The following is a 22,878-nucleotide window of genomic DNA, read 5'->3' on the forward strand; positions in this document are numbered from 1 at the left end:
AACCTATTTCAGGACTAGACAGTGAACCGTTCTGGCGTACGGCTGACCATGCACTATCGTGTACGTCGGGCCGCCGGCGCAGTACGCACGTCAAGTGCAATCCGGCTCTCACTTCCCCAACCAGAGCCCAGACCATGTCCGATTCAGCACCACCCCACACCCCTGACAACCCCTCACTGAACGAAGTGGTCACACTGGTCATCAAGCACCGGGTTACGGCCGGGCGTGAAGCTGATTACGAGAGCTGGCTGCGGCGTATCGTGACCATTGCCGGTCAGCAGCCGGGGCATCTGGGCGTGGATGTGATTCGCAGCAAGGACGCTGGCTTGCAGATGTTCACCAGTGTGCTGCGTTTTCAATCGACGTTGGTGATGCAGCAATGGCTGGACTCCGACGAGCGGCGCCAGCTGGTTGCGGAGGCTGCGCCTATGCTTGCCGATGGTGATCAGACGCAGGTCAACCCTCACAACGAGTTCTGGTTTACGCCACCGACCGAAGATCGCAGTCCACCGCCGCGCTGGAAGCAGGCATGCGTGTCGTACTTGGTCATTCTGCCGTTGACCTTGCTGATTCCGCAGGTGTGGCGGACGGTGTTTGCGCAGGTTTTCTGGCTGTCGGGCTATTTCGTCAGCACAGCGCTGGTGACGGTGACCATCGTTTTGCTGGTGGTGTACGTTCTGATGCCTACGACGACCCGTTTATTGGCGCCTTGGTTGAATGCTTCCGCGAAACACTCACAGGGAAAGTGATCTGATGACTGACGATAAAGCCAGCCCGCGCCAAAACGATCTTCCCCTCTTTGTCATTCTCCTGTCCTGCCAGTGCCTTTAAAACTTCCGCCAAAGGTATCGCCATGAGCGTCGAGTTGATTCTGTTCAACGGTAAGTTTCATACGGTTGACCATGCAAAGCCTGAAGCCACTGCGGTGGCGATCAGCGAGGGTCGTTTTGTTGCAGTGGGCAGCGACGCCGAAGTGATGGCGCTGCGCGCCGGCGCGACACAGGTGATCGACCTGCAAAAACACACGGCGATTCCGGGCCTCAACGACTCGTTTTGCGTTTTGATCCGCACGTGCAGTTGAAGTCAGCTGGCTTGAACCTTTAGAGACACCCATCAGCGATACCCTTATCCATGAGGAATCAACCATGAGCACGCTTACTCCTTACAAACGCTTGAACAAAGATGACGCTGCGGTCTTGCTGGTCGATCATCAGACCGGGCTGATCTCGCTGGTGCAGGACTTCTCACCCAATGAGTTCAAGAACAACGTACTGGCGTTGGCTGATCTGGCGAAATTCTTCGCGTTGCCGACGATTCTGACCACCAGTTTCGAGAGTGGGCCGAACGGTCCGTTGGTGCCGGAACTCAAGGAGATGTTTCCGGACGCGCCCTACATTCCGCGCCCCGGGCAGATCAATGCCTGGGACAACCAGGACTTTGTCAACGCGGTGAGAGCGACCGGTCGCCGACAGCTGATCATTGCCGGTGTCGTGACCGATGTCTGTGTGACGTTCCCGACCTTGTGCGCGTTGGCCGAGGGTTTCGAGGTGTTCGTCGTCACTGACGCGTCCGGCACCTTCAACGAGACGGTGCAGAAGGCCGCCTGGGCGCGAATGAGCGCTGCCGGTGCGCAACTGGTCAATTGGTTCTCGGTCGCCTGCGAACTGCAAGTCGACTGGCGCAATGATATGGAAGGCCTGGCCAATCTGCTGTCCCAACGCATCCCCAACTACCGCAACCTGATGAACAGCTACAGCGCATTTACCGCAAAGTGAATGCGCCCTGAGTGGTGCTCGTGTCAGTGTGACACGGTGCGGACAGTGCCGCTGCGGTGACTATTCAGTCAGCTTTTCACGTAACTGCACGTCCGCAATCAAATTATGTAGTGATTAAAAATAATCACTACATAACCGTTGACGCGCCTCTTTTGCCCTTGCATTATGCAGCTGTCTCCCTGATCGGGAGCGCAGCAAAGCGGTACTGAGCAGGCTCGACAAGCCGTCGAGATGTTCCCGGATGTAGGGCTGCCCACAAGGCAGATTGATGAAGCTGACCTGGCATCGTCGTCGATAAAGGCGGGAAGCTGGCGAAACGTCCTCATGATGCTTGTAGCGGATCGCTTGTCGATTCCGGGCCGGGTCTTTGGGTTTCGTGACTTCTTCTCTGCTACGTTGACGCCGCTGTGTAGCGGCTTCTCATCAAGGCTACCTGCATGTCCTTGAGGGGCTGGAACTGTATTCGACGAACACTCCATCGGGGTTCGTGGATGACCGTCCGGCGCATGAACTTGATGTATCAACTATTGAACAGTCTGCGAGTGAAGGAGCATCAACATGAATATCAACAAACAACCGACTATCGATCAATTGGCCAGCCTGTTTGCCACGCGCAAAGACACGCTGGACGACCACATTGTATGGATTGCCGAGTCCGGTGAAGTGCATGTCGATGCCATGGCGCCGCATACCCGGGAGTGCGAGTTCCGCGACGCCCATCCACAGATGCGTGTTGCGCTGAAGATGTTCCGCCGTGGACAGGGCTACGTCGGCAAGAAGGCCGCTGCGGATCTCACGTTCATGGAAAACACGCTGCAAGCCTTGAAAAGCGAATGGCAGAAGACCCAGCGCCATGCGCATTCGCAGGTGGCCTGATTAGCTGCCGACTACGCGGAGTCTGCTCCCGACCCTGGAAGGGAGCAGGCTGTATCAGCCAGATAACAGAACCGTTTCAGCTTTAACCCTGAATCCTTGTCTTATTGTTGTACAAAATCAAATGAGTGGTATAGATTCCGCTCACGAGTCAGCGTGTTTGGCGCTGTTTTTCCCGGTTTCGGTATAGACCACACTGCTGGCTCTCATGACTTTCTGGCCGTCGGTCTCTGCCCCGGCGGTACATCTCCAGAGGTTGTCGATGCCCACGCGTGCGCCACGATGGTTATGGTTCCTGATTCTGCTCAGCGGCAGCGCCCTGGCAGACTGGCGTGAAGCGCTACCCAATGCGCAAGTGGTAGGCAGCGGCGAACTCACCCTGTTCGGGTTTCGCATCTACACCGCGAGGCTGTCCAGCCCGGCAAAGCCTTTCACGGCCGACGCGCCGCTGGCACTCGAACTCACGTATCACCGCGCCATCGACCGTGAAGACCTGGTCGATGCCAGCATCGATGAAATCAAGCGTATTTCCGGAGCCGCTGTCAGTGCTGATCAACTGACGGCATGGCGCCAGCAAATGCAGCAATCGTTCGTCGATGTGCAGCCCGGTATGAAGATCACCGGCGTTTATCTGCCTGGTCGTGAGGCGCGCTTCTACGTGGGCACTAAACTGCAGCACGTAGTCCCCGACAGCCAGTTCGCCAAAGCTTTTTTCTCGATCTGGCTTGACCCGAAAACCCGCAACCCGGAGCTGCGTGAAGAACTGCTCGGAAGTGCTGGCTCATGATTACTCACGGAGGGCGCATGCTCAGAAAATGGATGGTGTTGCTGTGTCTGGGCCTGGCGCTGAGCGGCTGCGGCGGTGTGCCTGTCAGTCATTACAGCCAGGAAGCACCGAAGCTGGACCTGCGCAAATACTTCACCGGACGTGTTGAAGCCTGGGGCATGTTTCAGAAACGTTCGGGTGAGGTGACCAAGCGCTTTACCGTGGTGATTGAGGGCCACAGTGAAGGCGAAGTGCTGGTCATGCACGAAGCCTTCAGTTACAGCGATGGCACCAGGCAGGTTCGCGAATGGCGTTTGCGCCCCGATGGCCCTGGCCGTTGGAAGGGCACCGCGGGAGACGTGGTCGGCGAGGCGTATGGCGAAGTGGCAGGCAACAGCTTCCACTGGAATTACGTGCTCAGGCTGCCAGTGGACGGCACCGAATACGACGTCAGTCTGGATGACTGGATGTACCTGATCGACGAGCAGACCATGGCCAATCGTTCGTCCATGAGCAAACTGGGCGTTGAAGTAGGGCAGATCACGCTGTTCTTTCGCAAGACCGGCAAATAACCGGGCGGACAGACCGGGCGTGCCGGTCAGCCGCCGGTCATGTTCATGAAGCGCACCACCTGCACACCGTCGTCATGGGTGAAGTTGTGGCTCCAGGGCTTCAACTGCATCGCGTCGATGATGGCTTTCTCGAGCTTCTGCGGCTGACCTGGGTTGGCGCGCAATACCGCTTTCAAATCCAACGAATGCTCGTTGCCCAGGCACAGCAGCAAACGTCCTTCGACCGTCAGGCGTACGCGGTTGCAGGTGCCGCAGAAGTTATGGCTGTGCGGGGAAATGAAGCCGATGCGAATCCCCGGTGCTTCTGCCAGACGCCAGTAGCGCGACGGGCCTTGCGTTGAATCGGTAGACGGCACCAGTGTGTAGCGCTCGGCAATGCGCTCGCGGACCTGATCGCTGGAGTAAAAGGATTCGGCGCGACTGTGCTCGCTGATGATGCCCAGCGGCATTTCTTCAATGAACGAGATATCAAGGTTGCGATCAATGGCGAACGCCACCAGGTCGTTGATCTCGTCGTCGTTGCGGCCATGCATGACCACGCAGTTGAGTTTGGTGTGCACGAAGCCCGCGGCGTTGGCGGCGTCGATGCCGGCGATGACCTTGTGCAGATCACCCGTGCGGGTCAGCTCGCGAAAGCGCTGCGGGTCGAGGCTGTCGAGGCTGATGTTCAGGCGCGTGACGCCCGCGTCGAACAGTGGCGCTGCGAGCTTGTCCAGTTGCGAGCCATTGGTGGTCATGCACAGTTCGCGCAGGCCGGGCAGCGCAGCGATTCGTTCGCAAAGCCCGACCACGCCGGCACGTACCAGCGGCTCGCCACCGGTCAGACGGATCTTGCGGGTGCCCAGTGCGACGAAGCGCTCGGCCACCTGGAGGATTTCTTCCAGTGACAGGATCTGTTGCCGAGGCAGGAATGTCATCTCTTCGGCCATGCAGTACACGCAGCGGAAATCGCACCGGTCGGTGACCGACATGCGCAGATAATCGACTTTGCGGGCAAAGCGGTCCATCAGGACGGGTTCTGACATTTCACCTTCTGACTGATTGATAAAGCTGCATTCCGTTTGGAGGCCAGCGCGTTGCAGGGGTTCAGGTCTTTTGCACACTGAACGCCGGGTTGCATCGGCGGACAGGCTGGCAGAGTGCCTTGTTTTGTCTTCATAGTAGCCATACAAGGCGCAGAATGCACAGGCTGTATATCGCTACGCTAACCGAGACGAATTGCCGCAGTCCAATTGCTTGTTCCGATACGCTCATCGACTTGCTCTATGGCAACGGCTCTGGCACGCACTGTTCAGTCAGAATTCGCCGCTGTACTGCGTTCATAGCGTTCGAGCAACGGCTGGATGCTGATGCCATGCACCAGAATACTCAACGCCACTACCGACAGCGTCATACCGATGACAACCTGGCCGACATCATCCGCCAGGCCGTGCGACAGGGCAAAGCACAAGTAATAAAGGCTGCCAATGCCGCGAATGCCGAACCAGCCCACCAGTGCCTTCTGCCGTGGGTTGAGCAGACGTCGACTGACCAACAGCCAGACGCTCGCCGGGCGGATGACGCAAAACAGCGCCAGCCCAAGGCCGATGGCGCGCCAGTCCCAATAGGACGCCAGTGCGGCGCCCAGCAGGGTGATCAGCAGCACTTCCATGGCTCGCTCCACCAGGCTGCCGAACACCAGCATGTCGCCCATCATGACGCCGGCGGCCAATTGGGAATCGCTCAAGTCGTTGGTGTCAGCCACCGTGCCTTTTTCCAGCGAAGCCGTCATATGCCCGAGCACGGGCTGTGCCACGTGTTCCGATGGCACATCCGAGCGGGTGGTGCGGACTTCGGCCTGACGCAAGCCGAAACCTGCGGCGAACACCAACAGAAAACCGAACGCGCCCACGCTCTGCGCGACCACATACGCCAGCGCGATCAACGCCAGGGCCAGAAAATCGTTGGGCGAAGTGGTGCTGTCGGCATTCTTGATGCGCAGAAAAATCATCAGATGCCCGACGCCGCGTCCCATGAAGAAGCCAATCAGCAGGCCCGCCGGGACGGCCCAGATCAAATCCTTGAGCAGCCAGTTCTCTATCCAGTTGGCCATGCCGCCACCGGAGGTCAGGTACAGCAAAGCGAAAATCACAAAAGGAAAGGCCGTGCCATCGTTGAGCCCGGCCTCGCCGGACAGGCCAAAGCGCAGGCGATCCTGATCCTGCGCACTGTTGACCTGGACCATCCCCGCCAGCACCGGATCGGTCGGCGAGAGCATGGCACCGAGCAACACCGATACGCCCCAGTCCAGCCCGATAAGGTAATGCGCCGCGACGCTGACCCCGGCAATGGTCGCCAGCATCACTGGCCCGGCCAGCCAGTAAGCCGAATGCCAGGCCTTGCCGCTCAACGGCAGGCGCAGCTTGATGCCGGTGCCGAATAGCGAAAACAGCACCGCCACTTCGGTCAGACGCTCCAGCCATTCATGGGATTCCTTGAAATCCAGATTAACCACATCGAGGCCCATCGGGCCGATACCAAAACCGAATGCCAGGCAGACTGCCGACGTGGTGACGGGCATCCAGCGCAGATAGGAAGAAGTGAGCGCCAGCAGCATCAACAGGACGCCGAGTACGCTCATGCAGACAATAAAACTCATAGACAAAGAACCATCGTTGAATGCGCCCTGAGAAGAGGGCGTAACGGTGGGACTGCGCTATGCGGTAATAAGTTGAAATAATTTGCCGGGCGGTAAAAAACACCTGCCGCTGACGGTCAGCGGCCAGGCAGGCGATGGGCTAGCGCTCGATGCTGCGGCTCCAGCGGGCGTTCCACTCAGGGCGGATCAGGTTGACCTGATCCCAATCGATGGTCACCGCGGTCTCCAAGTATTTTTCCATCGCCTCGACCTGAGCGCGCGTCTTGTCACTGGTCGGGGTTTTCGGGTTGGACGGGATCTGATCGCCGAACTCCAACGCCGGTGCCTGCGCTTCAGGCGTGAGCAGATACGCGGCGAGCTTCTGTGCCAGATCCGGCTGGCTGTTGTTGGCCAGCGTACATTCCGCCACGTTCAGCACCACGCCGCCTTCCTTGGGCGACGCATACTCCACCGGCACGCCCTTGATCTTCAATGCGGTCACCTGAGTGGGTGTCAGCGGAAACAGCGCAGCTTCGTCGGTCTGCACCATCTCGGAAATCTTCGCCGAACTGGCGATGTATTCCAGCACGTTGGGGCCGATGGTTTTTGGCCAGGCCTTGAAGCCTGGCTCGACGTCTTTCTCGCTGCCCCCCTGAATGCGGTTGAACATCAGAAAACCGTGCAGGCCGAAGGTCGAAGAGGCCAGCGACTGGAACACCACCTTGTCCTTGAAGCGCTTGTCGGCCAGGTCCATCCACGAAGTCGGTGCGCTCCAGCCGTTCTCCTGGAACATTTGCGTGTTGTAGGCCAGACCCGTGACGCCGAGGCTGACCGCCGCTGCCTGTTCCTTGATTTTCGCCTTGGCTGGCAGATCACTCAGCCCGCTGCTCGGTTGCAGGGTGTCGCACAGGCCCATGGAAATCGCCCGATACATGATGCCGTCGTCGAGGAAGATCACGTGCATCTGCGGGTTGTCTTTGCTGGCCTGCGCCTTGGCGAGGATGTCAGCCGAGGTGCCCGGCACGATCACCACTTTGACGTTATTGGCTTTCTCGAACGCAGGCAGGACCTGATCGGCATACAGCCGCTCCATGGTCCCGCCATTCATGCCTAGATACAGTGTGGTTTGCGCTTGCGCAGGCAGGCAAAAAAGCGCCGCTGCCAGAGGCAGGCATGACAGGCCGGTGCGGGCGAAATGGTGGGGGTTTTTCATAGGGGCGACCTTCCTCTGTGCAATGGGATGACGTTCGTAACGGGGGCAAGCTGAACGGGAGATAGCTGAAAGCGGCCAATGGAAAAAGCGTCGAGCGAGATCGACGAAGATCCCGCGCAGACCCATTCCGCCAGCGCTTCACCCGCTGCCGGGCCAATCTGGAAACCGGCTCCGGCAAAGCCGAAACCATGCAAAAGGCCCGGCCGGGTCAGGCTCGGACCCAGCACCGGTTCGCGGTCCGGCAGATAACCTTCGGTGCCGCTCCAGGTGCGTATCGCCTGGGCACCGGCGAGTGGCGGATAGAGTTCGGCGGCATTGCGCAGGATATCCAGCAGCGCCGCTTGTCCCGGTCTGGCGCGGGCCGGGTCGAGGGCAAACCCCTGGCCGCCGCCGAGCACGCAGTTGCCGCGGGCCACCTGTCGGGCATAGATCCCGCCGCCTTCGACGCCCGTGCTGACGTCCATGAACATCGGCAGCGGCTCGGTCACCAGCATCGCCGGATGCCCGGAATACATCGGCACCGGTTCGTTGAATTGGGCTGCCAGTTGCCCGGCCCAGGCACCTGCGCAATTGAGCAGCCACGGCGCGCGCAGGGTAAGGCCGCTGTTGGTTCTGACCGTGAAGGCCTGGCCGTCATGGCTGACGTCGCTGACAGCCGCCTGTTCGAACACCTGCGCACCCGCCTGGCGAGCGGCGCGGGCAAAGGCCGGAGAGACGAGACGTGGATTGGCATGCCCGTCGTCAGCGCACAAGGACGCGCCGACCGCGACATCGCCCGCCCACGGATAACGAGCGCGCAATTGTTTGCGATCGAGCAATTGCAGATTCAGGCCAAATTCGCGGCTGGCTTCGGCGTAGGCTTGCAAGGCATTCATGTCCTGCTCGCTGCGCGCCAGTTTGAGATGGCCGGAGCGCTGGTATTCGCCGTCGATGCCGATCAGCTCACGCAGGTTGCCCCAGATTTGGTGTGCGCGTTGTGAGAGCGGCAATTGTGACAGAGGGCGGCCTTGGCGTCGGACGCCGCCATAGTTGACGCCGCTGGAGTGCGAGCCGCAGAAGTCGCGCTCCAGCAGGACGACACTCTTGCCTTTGCGGGCGAGCGCCAGGGCGGCCGATGCGCCGACAATGCCGCCGCCAATGACAATCGCCTCAGTTTCAATCAGCGCGGTCATGGTAGCTGCTCCACCGCGTGTGGTTCGACGCCGAACGGAATGGGCTTGATGGGCGCCTGGCCACGCAGGCGGCCGACCTGCTCGATCGGGCGTCCGCTTTCGTGCGCGACGATCTCGGCCGCCGCCAGGCCGCACATCCGGCCTTGGCAGCGCCCCATGCCGACCCGGCACATGGCCTTGACCCGATTGATCTCCCAATGACCTTCCTGCACAGTGCTGCGAATGTCGCCCGCCGTGACTTCTTCGCAACGGCACACCAGGGTCTCGTCCGGCACGTTGACAGCCCATTCCTCGGGGAACGGAAACGCCGTTTCCAGCCCGTGACGAAAGCGTTCAATGCGTTGCAAGCCGGCTTTCAAATCGCTGACACGCAAGGCGTCGACGTCGATACCACGGTCCTGCAACAGGCTCAGGGCTGCCAGTTCGCCAGCCATTTCCGCCGCGTCGGCGCCCATGATTCCCGCACCATCGCCTGCCAGGTAAACGCCCGATACGCTGCTGCGCCCGCAGTCATCGCGCGCAGGCAACCAGGCTCGGTTCAGCGGGCTCCAGGCGAAATCGCAGCCCAGCAGGTCTGCCAGTTGCGTTTCGCTGCGCAGGGCATGGGCGAACGCCACTGCATCGCAAGGCAGATCAGCGGCTTGATCGCTGCGCGTCCACTGTGCGCCGGTGACCCGCTGTTCGCCGTCGATGCGCAAAAGCTGAGCGCCTTGATACACCGGTATGCCTCGGGCCGTCAGCCAGGCGCGGTAATAAAGGCCTTTAGTGAGCGTGCCCGGCTGGCCGAGCAGTGCGGGCAGCGCCTTGCACTGGGCGGAGAAGGGCGCGCTGTCCAGCACCGCGACCACCTGTGCACCCGCCTTGGCGTATTGATAGGCCACCAGATACAACAGCGGCCCGCTGCCGGCAAATACCACGCGTTCGCCAATCGCACAGCCCTGATATTTCAGGGCGATTTGCGCGGCACCGAGGCTGTAGACGCCGGGCAGTGTCCAGCCAGGCACCGGCAGAATTCGGTCCGTCGCACCCGTGGCGACGATCAACTGTGCGTAATCAAGGGTTGCTGTCTTACCGTTGTGCAGGGTATCGAGCTGTCCGTTCTCGGCGTTCCAGACCAGCGTTTGCGGACGGTAGTCGATCTGCTGTGTCAGCGTGTCGAGGGTTTGATGCAGCGCCACTGCCTTGCCGCTTTCAAAACCGTACAGCGCCTTGGCTGAGCGCTGGAAGTTTTCCGGCTGGCGACGATAGACCTGCCCGCCGCCGCGCAGGCCTTCGTCGATCAGGCACGCCTTTATACCGTGGGCCAGCAGCATCTGCGCGGCACGAACGCCTGCCGGGCCGGCGCCGATGACGACGACGTTGCGCTCGTTCATGTCCGCCGCCCCGGTTCGCGAAGCACCGTTTGACCGGCTTCCAGTAGCGTTGAACAGGCGCGCACCCGCTGCCCGTCGCCCAGACGCACCCAGCAATCCTGACACGCGCCCATCATGCAGAAGCCGGCGCGTGGCTCGGCGCTGAAATCGCTGCCGCGCAAGTGCTCGCTGGCGGTCAGCACCGCCGTCAACAGGGTATCGCCCAATAAGCCGCTGGCCGGCTGGCCATCCAGGGTGAAAGAAAGGGCCGGGCGGTCGCGTTCGACCAGTCGCTTGAGCAGTGCCATAACGTGATAGCTCCGGGTTAGTGTTTGCCGACCAGCACGCGATCCAGCCCGTAGACCCGGTCAAGCAGGATCATGGTGATGGCGGTCAGGGCGATGACCAGCGCCGATACAGCGGCCATCATCGGGTCGATGGATTCGGTGGCATAGACGTACATGCGCACCGGCAGGGTCTGGGTGGCAGGCGAGGTGACGAAGATCGACAGCGTGACCTCGTCGAAGCTGTTGATGAAAGCCAGCAGCCAGCCGCCTGCAACGCCGGGCAGGATCATCGGCAGAGTGATCTGGCGAAACAGCGTGAAACGGCTTGCGCCCAATGACTCGGCGGCTTGCTCGGCGCTGCGGTCGATACCGATTGCCGCGGCCAGCACCAGCCGCAGCACATAAGGAGTAATCACCAGCACGTGGGCGAAGATCAGCCAGCTGAAGCTGCCGTTCACCCCCATCAGCGCAAACAGGCGCAGCATCGCCACGCCCAGCACCAGATGCGGAATGATGATCGGCGAGAGAAACAGCGCGTTGAAAAAGTTGCGGCCCGGGAATGTGTGTCGGGTGATTGCCAGGGCGGCCGGGACCGCGATCAGCGTCGCCAGGGTCGCCGAGATGAACGCCAGCACCAGGCTGTTGTAGAACGAGTCGATGAAGTCGGCGCGTTCGAACACCGCCTTGAACCAGCGCAACGAAAAGTCAGTGGTGGGCAGGCTCAGGGTGTTTTCCGGGGTGAAGGCCACCAGGCACACTACCACCAGCGGGGCCATCATGAAAATCACTACCAGTGCGTGAAACGACAGGGCCAACGGACCGTTCTTGGACATGAATCATTCCCCCAGAGTTTTCTTGTAACGGCCTTCGATCATCCGGTTCCACGACAGCATCACCAGCAGATTGACCAGCAGCAGCGCGACCGCAAGGGTTGCACCCATCGGCCAGTTCAATTCCGAGAGGTACTGGTCGTAGATCACCGTGGCGACCATCTTCAGGCGGCGTCCGCCGAGCAGGCCGGGAATGGCGAATGAACTGGCGGCAAGGCCGAACACAATCAGCGAGCCGGACAACACGCCGGGCATGACTTGCGGTAAAACGATCAGGCGCATCACTTTGGCCTGACTGGCGCCCAGCGACAGCGCGGCCTGTTCGGCGGTGGGGTCGAGCTTCTGCAAGGAGGTCCAGACCGGGATGATCATGAACGGCAACATGACGTGCACCAGCGCGATGATCACGGCAAACGGGGTGTACAGCAGTTTCACCGGCCGCCCGCCCATAAGCTGGATTGCCTGATTGATCAGGCCGTCTGCGCCGAGCAGCAGGCTCCAGCCAAAGGCTCGCACGACCACTGAGATCAGCAGCGGTGTAAGGATCAGAATCAGGAATATCGAGCGCCACGGCGTACCCATGCGGCTCAGAATGTAGGCTTCCGGCACGCCGATCAGCACGCACAGCAGGGTGACCAGTGCACTGATCCAGAAGGTGCGCAAGAAGATTTCATAGAAATACGAGTCGCTGAGCACGGCCGCGTAGTTGGCCAGCGTGTAGCTGTCGCTTTTGACTCCGACCTGATAATCGAACACGTTGAACGACAGCACCAGGGTCAGGCCCAGCGGCAGCACCAGCAAGCCGATATACAGCGCCAGCGCCGGGGCTGACAGCCAGTAGCCGCGTCGGCCCTGACGCATCCTGGTCAACAGGCTCATGCGCGCACCTCGTCGGCGTCCAGCACACGCAGCAAATCGCTTGGCCAGTCCATGCCGACCGGCGCTCCTTCTTCAAGCGGCGCTTGCCCATCGTTGCGGCGGACCACGGTTATTTCGCCGATGCCTGTCTGGATGCGGTACAGCCACTGGCTGCCGAGAAAATAGCGCGTGCGAATGCGCCCTGACAGACGTCCGCAGCCGGGGGCGACCAGATCGATTTTTTCCGGGCGCAGACTGAGGGTCAGTGCGCCGTCGCCGGGCAGTTGTCGAATTTGCGGGCAGCCGTCACTGTCGAGGTCACCCGGCAACATATTGGCCTTGCCGACGAAACCGGAAATGAAGCGAGTGCGTGGGTGCTCGTAGAGTTTATACGGCTTGTCGATCTGGGTGATGCGTCCGGCCTGCATGACCACCACTCGGTCACTGATCGACAAGGCTTCAGCCTGATCGTGGGTGACCATCAACGTGGTGATACCGACTTCGTTCTGGATACGGCGGATTTCGAACTGCATTTCTTCACGCAGATTGGCGTCCAGGTTCGACAGCGGCTCATCGAGCAGCAGCACCGGCGGCTCGATGACCAGTGCCCGGGCCAGTGCAACCCGCTGCCGCTGGCCGCCTGACAACTCGCGTGGGTAGCGCGCGGCGTGCTGGCCGAGGCGAACCAGCTCCAGTACCCGGGTCACCCGCTGTTGCAGTTCGGCAGCGGACACTTTGCGCATTCGCAGGCCGAACGCAACGTTGTCGGCCACGGTCATGTGCGGAAACAGCGCATAGCTCTGAAACACCACGCCCAGGCCCCGACTGCTGGGTTTGGCGTGAGTGATATCCCGACCGTCGAGCACAATGCGCCCGTCGCTGACGTCAACGAAGCCCGCGATCATTTGCAAGGTGGTGGTTTTGCCGCAGCCGGAGGGACCGAGCAGCGAAACGAATTCGCCCTTGTCCACGGAGAGGTTTGTTGCAACCACGGCGTCTATGGAACCGTAGCGTTTGGAGAGCCCTTCGAGCTGCAGAAATGCCATGCCTGCTTCCACCTTAATACGGGCGCGCCGAGGCGCGCGTTTGTCATGGGCAGATGCGAAATGAGGTCATGCAATTCTGTGGACGTTGGCGCTCGCTCTGAGTCGGCTGCCGATGATTGTTCAAATCGCCCCTGTGGACCGAGAGTAGGACGAAGGCTAGGATGCGCTCAATGGCAAATTTCACTGAATGAGCTATTTTTTTCAATTAATTCATTCGGTGATAATAAATAGAGAATTAGTTATGAGTAATTCCACTGAACGGAATAACGACGCTCGTGATGTTGGTGTCGGCGCGGTGTCCAGACTGTTCGTCGTCCTGCGTTGTCTGGGCGACTGCGATGAAAGCGGTGAGCGCGTGACCCAACTGGCGCAGCGTGTCGGCTTGTCGCAACCGACCACGCACCGCCTGCTGCGCAGCCTGATGGACGAAGGCATGGTCGAACAGGATGTGCTCAGCAAGCGTTACCGGCTGAGTATCGAATTCTTCGCGCTCGCTGCCAAAGCCGGCAACAGCGGCAACCTGCGTGACCTGGTACGCCCGAGCCTGTTGCGCCTGTCTGCATCACTGGGCGACTCGCTGTTCTTGCTGGCGCGAAGCGGCTTTGACGCGATCTGTCTGGATCGCAGCGAAGGCCCGTACCCGATCCGCACGTTCACCGGCGATATCGGTGGCCGGGTGGCGCTGGGTGTGGGGCAGGGCAGTCTGGCGATCCTTGCATTTCTGCCTGAAGACGAACGGGAAACGGTGATTGCCTACAACCTGCCACGCCTCAAGGACTTCCATCTGTATGACGAAGTGTTTCTCCGCTCGGAGGTCGCTAACGTGCGCCGCCTTGGCTACGCCGCCCGCAACACCGGCGCGCTGCCAGGCATGGCCGGGCTGGCCGTGCCGATTCTGGACCGCAACGGGCGTTCGGTCGCTGCGCTCAGCGTGGCAACCATCAGCGACCGCCTGGGCCCTGATCGGCTGATGACGGTGGTGGAGTTGCTCAAGCGCGAAGCGGCGACCCTCAGCGCCCGGATCAATCCCTTCGACCCGACGCTGCGGCGCCCCAGCCAGGTGTTCGGGCAGGCGGAATAAGTCGGCCTCCGGTGTTATCTTGACGCCTGATTGCCGTACTGACCGGTCGTCGCTGTTTTTAAAGATAAATTCATCCAAGCCGATGATGATTGCATTGGGCCATACGGCTTCGTTTTCCAGAACGATCGTAAGGGATGGGGCCTGTCATTTTATGCGCGCTGACGCATACCTCTTTGTCTTCAGAGATCGTCGTGATGTTCAAATCCCTTAGGCTCCAAATTCTTGGTTTGCTTGGCGGCAGCCTTGTGCTTGTGTTGATCATTGCACTGGCCTGCTTCAACTTCCTCTCCGATAACGTGCAAGCCTACCGCAGCCTCTTGAGCGGTCCGGTTCGCGCGTCTCAATTGGTCGACGACGCCAATCTGCAATTCAAGATCCAGGTTCAGGAATGGAAGAACGTCCTGCTGCGCGGAAAAACGCCTGCCGAGCGCGACAAATACTGGGGGCAGTTCGAAGAGCAGGAACGCAAAGTGCAAGGCACGCTGGGCCAGCTCGCCGACATGAAAGGCACTGATGCATCGCTGAAAAGCCAGGTGCAGACGCTGCAACAGGCGCACCTGACGTTGGGCACGGCTTATCGCACCGGCCGTGATGCTTTTATCGCAGCCGGCGGCGACGCTGCCGCAGGTGACGCAGCGGTCAAAGGCGTCGACCGCTCGACCAGTGAACAGATGGCTGGTCTGGTCGATCAGTTGCACAAGTCCAGCGACGCGCAATCCATTGTGATCAGCAATGAAGCTGAACGGACTGTCCTGATCGGCGCTGTGGTGATGCTGGTGTCCGCGCTGCTGGTGGGGCTGCTGGCGCTGTGGATGGTCAATCGCAACCTGATCGCGCCGATCCGCATGCTCATCGAATACGTCGCTCAGCTGAGTGAAGGAAAATTCGGCGCGCGTGTCGACGTCACCCGGCAGGACGAACTCGGGCGTCTGGCGGTTGCCGCCAATACCCTGCGTGATTTCCTGGCTGATACGTTCAGTCGCCTGAAACGCAGCACCACCGACCTGGACACCGCGGGCGGCGAGTTGAATGCGATTGCCGAGCTGATGGCGCAGGGCACTCATGAGCAGTTCGAACGTACTGATCAGGTGGCCACTGCCATGACCGAAATGTCCGCCACGGCTCAGGAAGTTGCCCGACATGCGGCACATGCCGCACGCGCGGCCGATGAAGCTGATCAGAGCGCTCAGGATGGCGAGAAGGTCATGCAATCGACCATCGCGACCATCACTCGCATGCGCAACGAGATTTCTTCGACGGCCGATGTCATTCAGCGGCTGGAAACCGACAGCGGGCGCATCGGCAAGGTATTGGAAGTGATCCGCGGCATCGCCGATCAGACCAACCTGCTGGCGCTCAATGCGGCCATCGAAGCGGCACGTGCGGGTGAAGCTGGACGTGGCTTTGCCGTAGTGGCCGATGAGGTCCGTACGCTGGCACAACGTACCGCCGTCTCCACCGCCGAGATCAATCAGATCATCAGTTCGGTGCAGACCGGCGCTTCTGATGCGGTGCAGGCCATTCAGGGCGGTCAGGCGCGCAGCGAGGAAAGCGTCGAACAAGTCACGCACGCCGGAGCGACCCTGCAACGCATCACCGTGGCGGTGGAAAACATCCGCGACATGAACCGGCAGATCGCAACCGCCGCCGAGGAGCAGACCTCCGTGGCTGAAGACATTTCGCGCAATCTGACTGAAATCACGGCCATCGCCGTGACCAATCAGGACAACGTCAAGCGTACGCAGAGCGCCAGTCATGACCTGAAAGGTCTTTCGGCAGGCCTTACCGACGTCATCTCGCGCCTGAGTGCCTGACGAATCCGGCCGGCTCTCCGTCAGCGAAGAGCCGGTCAGATTCAGGTGTTTACGCCCAGCCCGTGCGGCTCAAGCCTTCGGCCTTGAACACCAGCGCTTTCAGACCGCCGTCGACGCGGGCGTCGGGGAATTCCGGAGGGTTTTCCAGACGTTCCTGAAAGCGCAGGCAGGGCGCTTCGATTGCCGTGTGCCCGATCAGAAAATCCGGCCCAAGTGCCGGATCGTTCATGCACGCCAGTACAGTGCCGTCTTCGTCGAGCAGCTCTGGCAAGCGACGCAGGACGCGCTGATAATCCTTGTCGAGCATGAAGCTGCCTTTCTGGAAGGAGGGCGGGTCAATGATGATCAGGTCATACGGCCCGGAGCGAGTCACCTTGGCCCACGATTTGAACAGGTCGTGGCCCAGAAACGTCACGCGACTCAGATCGTGATCGTTGAGCCGATGGTTTTCGCGACCGCGATTCAGCGCGGCGCGCGCCATGTCCAGGTTCACCACATGGTCGGCGCCCCCGGCAATGGCCGCGACCGAGAAACCGCAGGTGTAGGCGAACAGATTGAGGATACGCTTGCCCTTGGCCTGAGCCCTCACCCAGTCCCGCCCGTAGCGCATGTCGAGAAACAGACCGCTGTTCTGCTTTTTGCCGAAATCGACCTTGTAGCGCAGGCCGTTTTCAGTGATCACCCATTCGTCCATGACCTCGCCAGCCAGCCATTGCGTGGTGCTCTGCGGCAGATATCGCTGTTGCAACAGCAAAGTGTGGGCCTGACTGTGCTGCCACTGAGGCGTGTCGATCAGCCCGGTCAGCATCTGCGTCAATGCTTCCAGCTCGGACGCCTGCGGTTCCTTGAATACGCAGACCAGCAGCACGCCCTGCATCCAGTCGACGGTGACGTGCTCCAGCCCTTGCCATACGCGGCCACGGCCGTGAAACAGTCGGCGGGTTTCGTTCGGGACATGGCTCAGGGCATCGAGCAGATGGTGTTGCAGGGTCGCGAGTGCTTCAGGGGTCATGACAGCGGTCGGTGATGAAAGGCGGCGTATGGTAAACGATTCAGCGAACGGGAATCACGAGGTTCAGCGCGGCATATAGCGACGTTGCCAGCGATGGGGGATTTTCAGCGACGCCAGACCGAGCAAAGCCGACAGGCTGCCGCTGATCAGCAACGCATTGAGCCCCAGGCGCTGTTCAAGCAGCGCGCCGATCACGGCACCGATGAACATGCCGGCCCAGGGCACCAGTTGAATACGCCAGCCATGCTTGCGCTCCCCCAGAACCCAGCGACCCAAACCGCGGCCGAATCGCGACAGTGCGCCGGTCACGTAGGTCAGGCCGACCGGCAGGCCATTGACCTGTTCAACGGCCGCATTGAGCATACCCATCGCCAGAATCGCCCAGACCAATGCCAGCACATGGCTTTCCGAAGGCCACGCCGCAGCGGCACACAGCAATGTGGCGATACCGAGTAGCAACGGCAGCGCGCGGCGGCCGCCCATCCGTGCGACAACGACGCCAAGCGCATTGCCGATAATGAACGTGAAAATGGCCAGCGCCAGGCGAGCGGTCATATTCAGATCGCCATCACTGATCGCGACGGCAAGGCGCGTGGTATTACCGCTCATGAAGGAAACGAAGTCGCCGGTCGCCATGAAGCCAATGGCGTCCGTCATGCCTGCCAGCACCGACAGACTTGCGGCTAGCGTCATGCCGACCCGGCCGCGCCACTTCTGCATGTGCAGATGTCCGGGGCTGGCGCTGACCCTGAAAGGCGGTGGCAGCATAAAAGGTCCTCTGGACCAGCAGCGACCGTAAGGTCAGATGTTCAGCGGCTTGGCGCGCACGATTCTTTTCGCGCGTACTTCATCGGCATAGGCCTTGAGCTGATCGGCGTCGCTGTACAGTCGGTTGACCATCTGCAGAATGGCCGTAACGTCGACGTCTTTCATCTGCGAAGCGAGCTTGAGGATTTCTTCAGCCGTGCTCTCAAGGTTTGTTGCGGTGCCTTTCAAGTGCTTCTTCAGCTCTTGAGTCGACTTATTGAGCGCCATACGTGTTCCTGTGCGAAGACCTGAAATTCCATGCCCGGAGCATGGCTTTTTCCGCGATAACAAGCAATCGGGCTTGCGCGTTGACCGCGCCTTGATAGAGGTATCGGCGTGTTTACGGTCAGGTTTAGCCCGCAAGCTGCTATTCAGTCGTCGCGGGTCAACACTTCCAGGAGTTCTATCTCGAATCTCAGGTCGGCACCGGGCTTGATATGAGCCCCGATGCTGCGCTCGCCGTAGGCCAGATGGGCGGGTACGAACAACTGGCGTTTACCGCCCACCTGCATGCCCATCAGGCCCAGATCCCAACCTTTGATGACGCGTCCAGTACCGATCACGCACTGAAACGGCTTGCCACGCTCGTGCGAAGAATCGAACACCGTGCCGTCTTGCAGCGTGCCGGTGTAATGCGTGGTGATCAGCGCACCCTTGACCACTGCTTTGCCATCACCGATGTGTACATCGACGACCTGTAAATCATTGCTCATGCCGGATTATCCAGTGCGTGTGACAGGCTGGCTTTTTCGCAGAAATAACCGTCCGTGACAAGTTGCCGGAACGAAAACAGGGAAGCGTTCGCTTCCCCGTTCGGTCTGCACAGACTGTCGTTTTTCAGAGGTTCTGCGAACTGACGACCATGGCCTGAGCTATGTTTTCTTTCTGCTCCTGGGTGAAGCCGTCCCAGATGTTGGTCTTGGCGTAATAACCCAGGCCCGCCAGACAATAGAGGCTGAGGGTCAGGACGATGACGATCGACACGAAGGTCCAGCGGCCTTGGTCATCGTTTTCCCGCGTGAAGCTGCGGGAGTAATTATCCTCTGCGTTGCGCAAGAACAGCGCGGACGACAGCCGCTTGAGCCACTGGAAAAAATGAACAACAACGATACGCAGCATGGGGAGGTCACCTCATAGATCAAGAAAACGGGTTGCCTGGATGCCATCGACGGCATCGGATACAAAAGCTGAAAACGCAAAAAGCCCGTCTATGACGGGCTTTCTTTTTATGATTCGTGTCGGCAGGGCAAATGAACCGGTGTCCAAAATCGTCCTGGACGCTGCGCCTGTGTGACGTTATGGCAACATTTTAAAACAAATGAATTCTCGCTTCTACCCGAAACAGCCTGTTGTCAGACAACTGGTCGCTTCTGACGGTGCGGCAAAATGTCGCTGCGTGCTTGCTCTGCGGGTGAACAGGGCCTTCAGCAACAGCGCTGACGCAGTCAATTCTTGTAATACTTCTGCCAAGTGCGAAACAGATCACCTTATTGTACGATCAGCGCCCGTATTGATTTTCAGGACTGTATGAATACCCTTCAGGAGCCTCCGAGTTGTCCTTCTTCCATCGTTTATGACCGGCCGGTGATGCCCTCTTTACCGAGCAGCCTGTCTCACTCTCGCGTTGATTTACCCCGTCTTTTGCACTGTCCCGATTTCGTCAGGCCCTCACTTTACGGTGTTGCTACGCCGTGTCTGGCGTTTCGCCATAGCGTCTGGTCTACAGTGACCCAAGCCACTTTCTGCCATTTTTCCCGTGAGGCTGCATAACTGCCATGGAATGGATCGCTGACCCTACGGCATGGCTTGGCCTGCTGACCCTCATCGTGCTGGAACTGGTGCTGGGTATCGATAACCTGGTTTTCATCGCCATCCTCGCCGACAAACTGCCGCCTGAACAACGCGACAAGGCGCGCGTCATCGGCCTTTCGCTGGCATTGATCATGCGTCTTGGCCTGCTGGCGAGCATCTCCTGGATGGTGACGCTGACCGAGCCGTTGTTCGAGATCTTCGATAAAACCTTCTCCGGCCGTGACCTGATCATGCTGTTCGGTGGTGTGTTCCTGTTGTTCAAGGCCACCATGGAGTTGCACGAACGGCTGGAAGGTCATGTGGCGCAGCGCGCCGGCAACGCCGCTTATGCGCTGTTCTGGCCCATCGTGGCGCAGATCGTCGTACTGGATGCGGTGTTCTCGCTGGACGCCGTGATTACGGCGGTGGGCATGGTTGAACACCTGTCGGTGATGATGATCGCGGTGATCTTCTCCATCGGCCTGATGATGATCGCCAGCAAGCCGCTGACCAGGTTCGTCAACAGTCGCCCGACGGTGATCATGCTGTGCCTGGGCTTCCTGATGATGATCGGTTTCAGCCTGACCGCCGAAGGTCTGGGTTTTCACATTCCCAAGGGCTATCTGTATGCGGCGATCGGTTTCTCGATTCTCATCGAAGTGTTCAACCAGATCGCCCGCAAGCGCAGCAAGAAGTCGGCGCATGGCCATCTGCCGCGTCGCGAACGTGCGGCGCATGCGGTCATGCGTCTGTTGGGTGGCCGCAGACTGGAATCCGGTGATGTCGATGAGGAAATCACCGATATGCTTGAAGGCGAAAGCAACGAACCGGTATTCGACCGTCGTGAGCGGGTGATGATCAGCGGCGTGCTGCAACTGGCAGAGCGTCAGATTCGCACGGTCATGACGCCGAGGGCCGAGATCGACTACATCGACCTGAACGACGATGCCGAGAAAATCCGCCTGAAACTGATGCACTCGTCGTACTCGCGACTGCCCTTGATCGGCGAACGCGGCATCGATGAGCCACTGGGTTTTGTGCACAAGAAGGAGCTGTTCAAAGAGCTGCTGTCCGGTAACGAGCCCGACCTTAAGCTGATGTCACGCAAGGCGATCAACCTGCTGGAAAGCTTCACGATCCTCAATGCCTTGGAACAGATGCGCAAGGAGTCGACCCACATTGCGTTTGTGGTTAACGAATTCGGTGATTTCATCGGCGTGCTGAGCATGACCGACATACTGGAATCCATCGCCGGTCAGTTGCCGGACGCCAGTGAAGTGGAAGGCCCGGACATTGTCGTGCGGGGTGATGAATTCGTGGTCTCGGGTGCCTTGAACCTGAGCCTGATTCGCGAACGCACCGGCTTTCAGGCCAAGGCGACCGAGGATTACCAGACTCTAGCCGGACTGGTCATGAGCCTGTTCGACCGCTTGCCGTCTACCGGCGACAGCTTGAGCTGGCAGGGCTGGAACCTGAAAGTGGTCGGTGTGGAAGAGCGCCGCGTGACGAGAGTGGTGCTGCAAAAGCAGCCCGAACTGAGCGCTGGTAAATAAGCGCAGAGCTGAAAAAAAAGCGGGGCCTGCTTGTTGTGAGCAGGCCCCGTTTTCATGTACGCGCCAGCCTATTTTCGGCGCGGGCGCGACACCACCGACTCGATATTCTTGCGACCGATCAGCCTGGCTTGCGCAGGTTCAGCAGCCACGGGCGCTTCAGCCAGCCACTTGAACATCACCAGGCAGTCCACCAGCCCCAATCGGGCATGACGATAAGCCTTGGGTAAACGCCCAACCGTTTCGAAACCCAGCTTGGTCCACAGCGCCACCGCGGCTTCGTTGCTGGCCACCACCGAATTGAATTGCATCGCCAGAAAGCCGCTGTCCCGCGCCAGTTGCTGCGAGTGCTCGCACATCAACCGCGCAACACCCCGACCGCGCGCTGCGTTCGTCACCATATAGCCGCAGTTGCAGACATGATCCCCCGGACCTGCTGCATTGGCTTTGAGGTAATAACTGCCCAGCAACTGACCGTCTTCCTCGGCAACCAGCGTGTGCAGCGGCAGCGTCATCCACAGATTACGCGCCTGCTCCTGAGTGAGCGCAGGATCGTAAGCGTAGGTTTCCTGAGCAATGACGATGGCCTGGAAGGTGGGCCAGAAGCGGTCGAAGTCTTCCGGGGTCATGGGGCGGATCTGGATCATGAGGGGCCTGGGTGAAAGTGGGCTTGAACAATGGACCGTACGTTAGCGTGAGCGTGTTATCACTTCCAAGGCTTTTCGGTAAATTCGGCCGTTGGGGGGAGTGCGGTGTGGAGGAAATTCAAGTACTTGTTGAACAGTACCTCGTGCTGGAAGCGGGCCTCGAAACCCAGCGTGATGTCGGTGCGGTGAGTGACGATCATCAGACGCTTNNAGTCGGGGTAGTGGAGGTAGTACTCCAGGTGGGCGCAGTCAGTTTTTATGGTGTAGATGTAGATGGTTTTTTGGCGGATAAGCAGGCCTACGAAGTAGGCAAGAATACCGGCTAGCGCTAATATCGTGCCCACGAGTAAATGGGGAGTTTCCAGGAACGGTTTCCAGCCCCCCCCAGATATAAAGCGAACTCGCTGCCAGGTAGATTGCAATAAATACGGATTGCGTAATCATAATTTCTCTAGGCGACCTCGCAAGTGTTTTGATCTTCCAGTTTAAAACATCTCTGATTGTCTTGGGGTAAAGTAAGTCTTCAAATTTTTCTAATTGGCTTTTTTCTAAGTCAAGTGCTTTTTTCTTGATCATGGCAAAGTGTTCTCTGCGATTTTTAGAGTAGACATTCTATATCTGGCCTATTTTTCTATTGACACTTGAAGTGCTGAGCGAGCGTGCAGATGTTCATGGCTAATATATTTAAAAAAGTTTATGGCTTTCATCGCATTTACCCTTTCCAGGCTTTTTTGGTGAATTCAGCAGTGCACGGGAGCACGGTGTGGAGAAAATTCAGGTACTTGTTGAACAACACCTCGTGCTTGAATCGAGCC

23 protein-coding genes and 3 pseudogenes are annotated in these 22,878 nt (G+C 59.4%); 9 read left to right on the forward strand and 17 right to left on the reverse strand.

The genetic code is table 11. The features are described from left to right. The first annotated feature begins 134 nt into the window (after positions 1–134). The 6 genes and pseudogenes from ABJ99_RS18470 to ABJ99_RS18495 all read left to right on the forward strand — a co-directional run bounded on the left by ABJ99_RS18470 (position 135) and on the right by ABJ99_RS18495 (position 3,986). A complete protein-coding gene (locus ABJ99_RS18470; RefSeq protein WP_054087051.1) occupies positions 135–749 on the forward strand; it encodes an antibiotic biosynthesis monooxygenase in 615 nt (204 codons plus the stop codon). A gap of 104 nt (positions 750–853) precedes the next feature. Continuing rightward, positions 854–1,069 (forward strand): annotated as a pseudogene (locus ABJ99_RS18475) (amidohydrolase); the annotation flags it as partial. 76 nt (positions 1,070–1,145) lie between these two features. Continuing rightward, positions 1,146–1,775, forward strand: a complete 630-nt coding sequence (gene ycaC / locus ABJ99_RS18480; RefSeq protein ID WP_054087053.1) for an isochorismate family cysteine hydrolase YcaC — start codon at positions 1,146–1,148, stop codon at positions 1,773–1,775. 558 nt (positions 1,776–2,333) lie between these two features. Beyond that, positions 2,334–2,651: a hypothetical protein gene (locus ABJ99_RS18485; RefSeq protein ID WP_054087054.1), complete on the forward strand. Its 318-nt coding sequence runs from the start codon at positions 2,334–2,336 to the stop codon at positions 2,649–2,651. Between the two features lie 259 nt (positions 2,652–2,910). Further along, positions 2,911–3,435, forward strand: a complete 525-nt coding sequence (locus ABJ99_RS18490) for a chalcone isomerase family protein (RefSeq protein WP_054087055.1) — start codon at positions 2,911–2,913, stop codon at positions 3,433–3,435. Positions 3,436–3,452: 17 nt separating this feature from the next. After that, on the forward strand, positions 3,453–3,986 hold the full coding sequence (locus tag ABJ99_RS18495) for a DUF3833 domain-containing protein (RefSeq protein WP_054087056.1): 534 nt from the start codon (positions 3,453–3,455) through the stop codon (positions 3,984–3,986). A 26-nt stretch (positions 3,987–4,012) separates the two neighbouring features. Here ABJ99_RS18495 and moaA read toward each other — a convergent pair whose 3' ends face one another. From moaA to ABJ99_RS18540, 9 genes are all read right to left on the reverse strand, one after another. After that, complete coding sequence (gene moaA / locus ABJ99_RS18500) at positions 4,013–5,011, reverse strand: GTP 3',8-cyclase MoaA (RefSeq protein WP_054087057.1); 999 nt, start codon at positions 5,009–5,011, stop codon at positions 4,013–4,015. A 266-nt stretch (positions 5,012–5,277) separates the two neighbouring features. Further along, positions 5,278–6,624, reverse strand: a complete 1,347-nt coding sequence (locus ABJ99_RS18505) for a cation:proton antiporter (protein ID WP_054087058.1) — start codon at positions 6,622–6,624, stop codon at positions 5,278–5,280. Positions 6,625–6,763: 139 nt separating this feature from the next. After that, a complete protein-coding gene (locus ABJ99_RS18510) occupies positions 6,764–7,816 on the reverse strand; it encodes an ABC transporter substrate-binding protein (protein WP_054087059.1) in 1,053 nt (350 codons plus the stop codon). After that, on the reverse strand, positions 7,813–8,988 hold the full coding sequence (locus tag ABJ99_RS18515; RefSeq protein WP_054087060.1) for an NAD(P)/FAD-dependent oxidoreductase: 1,176 nt from the start codon (positions 8,986–8,988) through the stop codon (positions 7,813–7,815). Before ABJ99_RS18515 ends, ABJ99_RS18510 begins: the two co-directional genes overlap by 4 nt. Next, positions 8,985–10,361, reverse strand: coding sequence for an FAD/NAD(P)-dependent oxidoreductase (locus ABJ99_RS18520; RefSeq protein WP_054087061.1), 1,377 nt, complete (start codon positions 10,359–10,361; stop codon positions 8,985–8,987). Before ABJ99_RS18520 ends, ABJ99_RS18515 begins: the two co-directional genes overlap by 4 nt. Next, positions 10,358–10,648, reverse strand: a complete 291-nt coding sequence (locus tag ABJ99_RS18525; protein WP_054087062.1) for a (2Fe-2S)-binding protein — start codon at positions 10,646–10,648, stop codon at positions 10,358–10,360. The genes ABJ99_RS18520 and ABJ99_RS18525 overlap by 4 nt, the downstream gene beginning before the upstream one ends. A 17-nt stretch (positions 10,649–10,665) precedes the next feature. After that, positions 10,666–11,460 carry an ABC transporter permease gene (locus ABJ99_RS18530; protein ID WP_054087063.1) on the reverse strand — a complete coding sequence of 265 codons (795 nt, stop codon included), beginning with the start codon at positions 11,458–11,460 and terminating at the stop codon, positions 10,666–10,668. A 3-nt stretch (positions 11,461–11,463) separates the two neighbouring features. Continuing rightward, positions 11,464–12,336, reverse strand: a complete 873-nt coding sequence (locus ABJ99_RS18535) for an ABC transporter permease (RefSeq protein WP_054087064.1) — start codon at positions 12,334–12,336, stop codon at positions 11,464–11,466. Then, positions 12,333–13,361: an ABC transporter ATP-binding protein gene (locus tag ABJ99_RS18540; RefSeq protein WP_054087065.1), complete on the reverse strand. Its 1,029-nt coding sequence runs from the start codon at positions 13,359–13,361 to the stop codon at positions 12,333–12,335. Before ABJ99_RS18540 ends, ABJ99_RS18535 begins: the two co-directional genes overlap by 4 nt. A gap of 241 nt (positions 13,362–13,602) precedes the next feature. Between ABJ99_RS18540 and ABJ99_RS18545 the strand changes: the two genes are divergently transcribed. Both ABJ99_RS18545 and ABJ99_RS18550 read left to right on the forward strand, forming a co-directional pair. Further along, positions 13,603–14,442, forward strand: a complete 840-nt coding sequence (locus ABJ99_RS18545; RefSeq protein WP_054087066.1) for an IclR family transcriptional regulator — start codon at positions 13,603–13,605, stop codon at positions 14,440–14,442. 194 nt (positions 14,443–14,636) lie between these two features. Beyond that, on the forward strand, positions 14,637–16,256 hold the full coding sequence (locus ABJ99_RS18550) for a methyl-accepting chemotaxis protein (RefSeq protein WP_054087089.1): 1,620 nt from the start codon (positions 14,637–14,639) through the stop codon (positions 16,254–16,256). A gap of 49 nt (positions 16,257–16,305) precedes the next feature. On the opposite strand, the gene ABJ99_RS18555 is transcribed toward ABJ99_RS18550, so the two are convergent. The 5 genes from ABJ99_RS18555 to ABJ99_RS18575 all read right to left on the reverse strand — a co-directional run bounded on the left by ABJ99_RS18555 (position 16,306) and on the right by ABJ99_RS18575 (position 19,194). Then, a complete protein-coding gene (locus ABJ99_RS18555) occupies positions 16,306–17,268 on the reverse strand; it encodes a class I SAM-dependent methyltransferase (protein ID WP_054087067.1) in 963 nt (320 codons plus the stop codon). Between the two features lie 63 nt (positions 17,269–17,331). Next, on the reverse strand, positions 17,332–18,036 hold the full coding sequence (locus tag ABJ99_RS18560) for a YoaK family protein (RefSeq protein ID WP_054087068.1): 705 nt from the start codon (positions 18,034–18,036) through the stop codon (positions 17,332–17,334). Positions 18,037–18,069: 33 nt separating this feature from the next. Further along, positions 18,070–18,303, reverse strand: a complete 234-nt coding sequence (locus ABJ99_RS18565; protein WP_054087069.1) for a hypothetical protein — start codon at positions 18,301–18,303, stop codon at positions 18,070–18,072. Between the two features lie 143 nt (positions 18,304–18,446). After that, complete coding sequence (locus ABJ99_RS18570) at positions 18,447–18,788, reverse strand: FKBP-type peptidyl-prolyl cis-trans isomerase (protein ID WP_054087070.1); 342 nt, start codon at positions 18,786–18,788, stop codon at positions 18,447–18,449. A 124-nt stretch (positions 18,789–18,912) separates the two neighbouring features. After that, positions 18,913–19,194: a hypothetical protein gene (locus ABJ99_RS18575; protein ID WP_054087071.1), complete on the reverse strand. Its 282-nt coding sequence runs from the start codon at positions 19,192–19,194 to the stop codon at positions 18,913–18,915. A 656-nt stretch (positions 19,195–19,850) separates the two neighbouring features. Here ABJ99_RS18575 and ABJ99_RS18580 point away from each other — a divergent pair. Continuing rightward, positions 19,851–21,419 carry a TerC family protein gene (locus ABJ99_RS18580; protein ID WP_054087072.1) on the forward strand — a complete coding sequence of 523 codons (1,569 nt, stop codon included), beginning with the start codon at positions 19,851–19,853 and terminating at the stop codon, positions 21,417–21,419. 68 nt (positions 21,420–21,487) lie between these two features. Here ABJ99_RS18580 and ABJ99_RS18585 read toward each other — a convergent pair whose 3' ends face one another. From ABJ99_RS18585 to ABJ99_RS27430, 3 genes and pseudogenes are all read right to left on the reverse strand, one after another. Further along, complete coding sequence (locus ABJ99_RS18585) at positions 21,488–22,063, reverse strand: GNAT family N-acetyltransferase (protein WP_054087073.1); 576 nt, start codon at positions 22,061–22,063, stop codon at positions 21,488–21,490. A gap of 59 nt (positions 22,064–22,122) precedes the next feature. Then, positions 22,123–22,639 (reverse strand): annotated as a pseudogene (locus ABJ99_RS29275) (hypothetical protein). A gap of 136 nt (positions 22,640–22,775) precedes the next feature. Then, positions 22,776–22,878 (reverse strand): annotated as a pseudogene (locus tag ABJ99_RS27430) (permease); the annotation flags it as partial.

Origin of the sequence: Pseudomonas syringae pv. cilantro, assembly GCF_001293775.1 — a bacterium.
In the GTDB taxonomy this organism is placed as follows: Bacteria; Pseudomonadota; Gammaproteobacteria; order Pseudomonadales; family Pseudomonadaceae; genus Aquipseudomonas; species Aquipseudomonas syringae_P.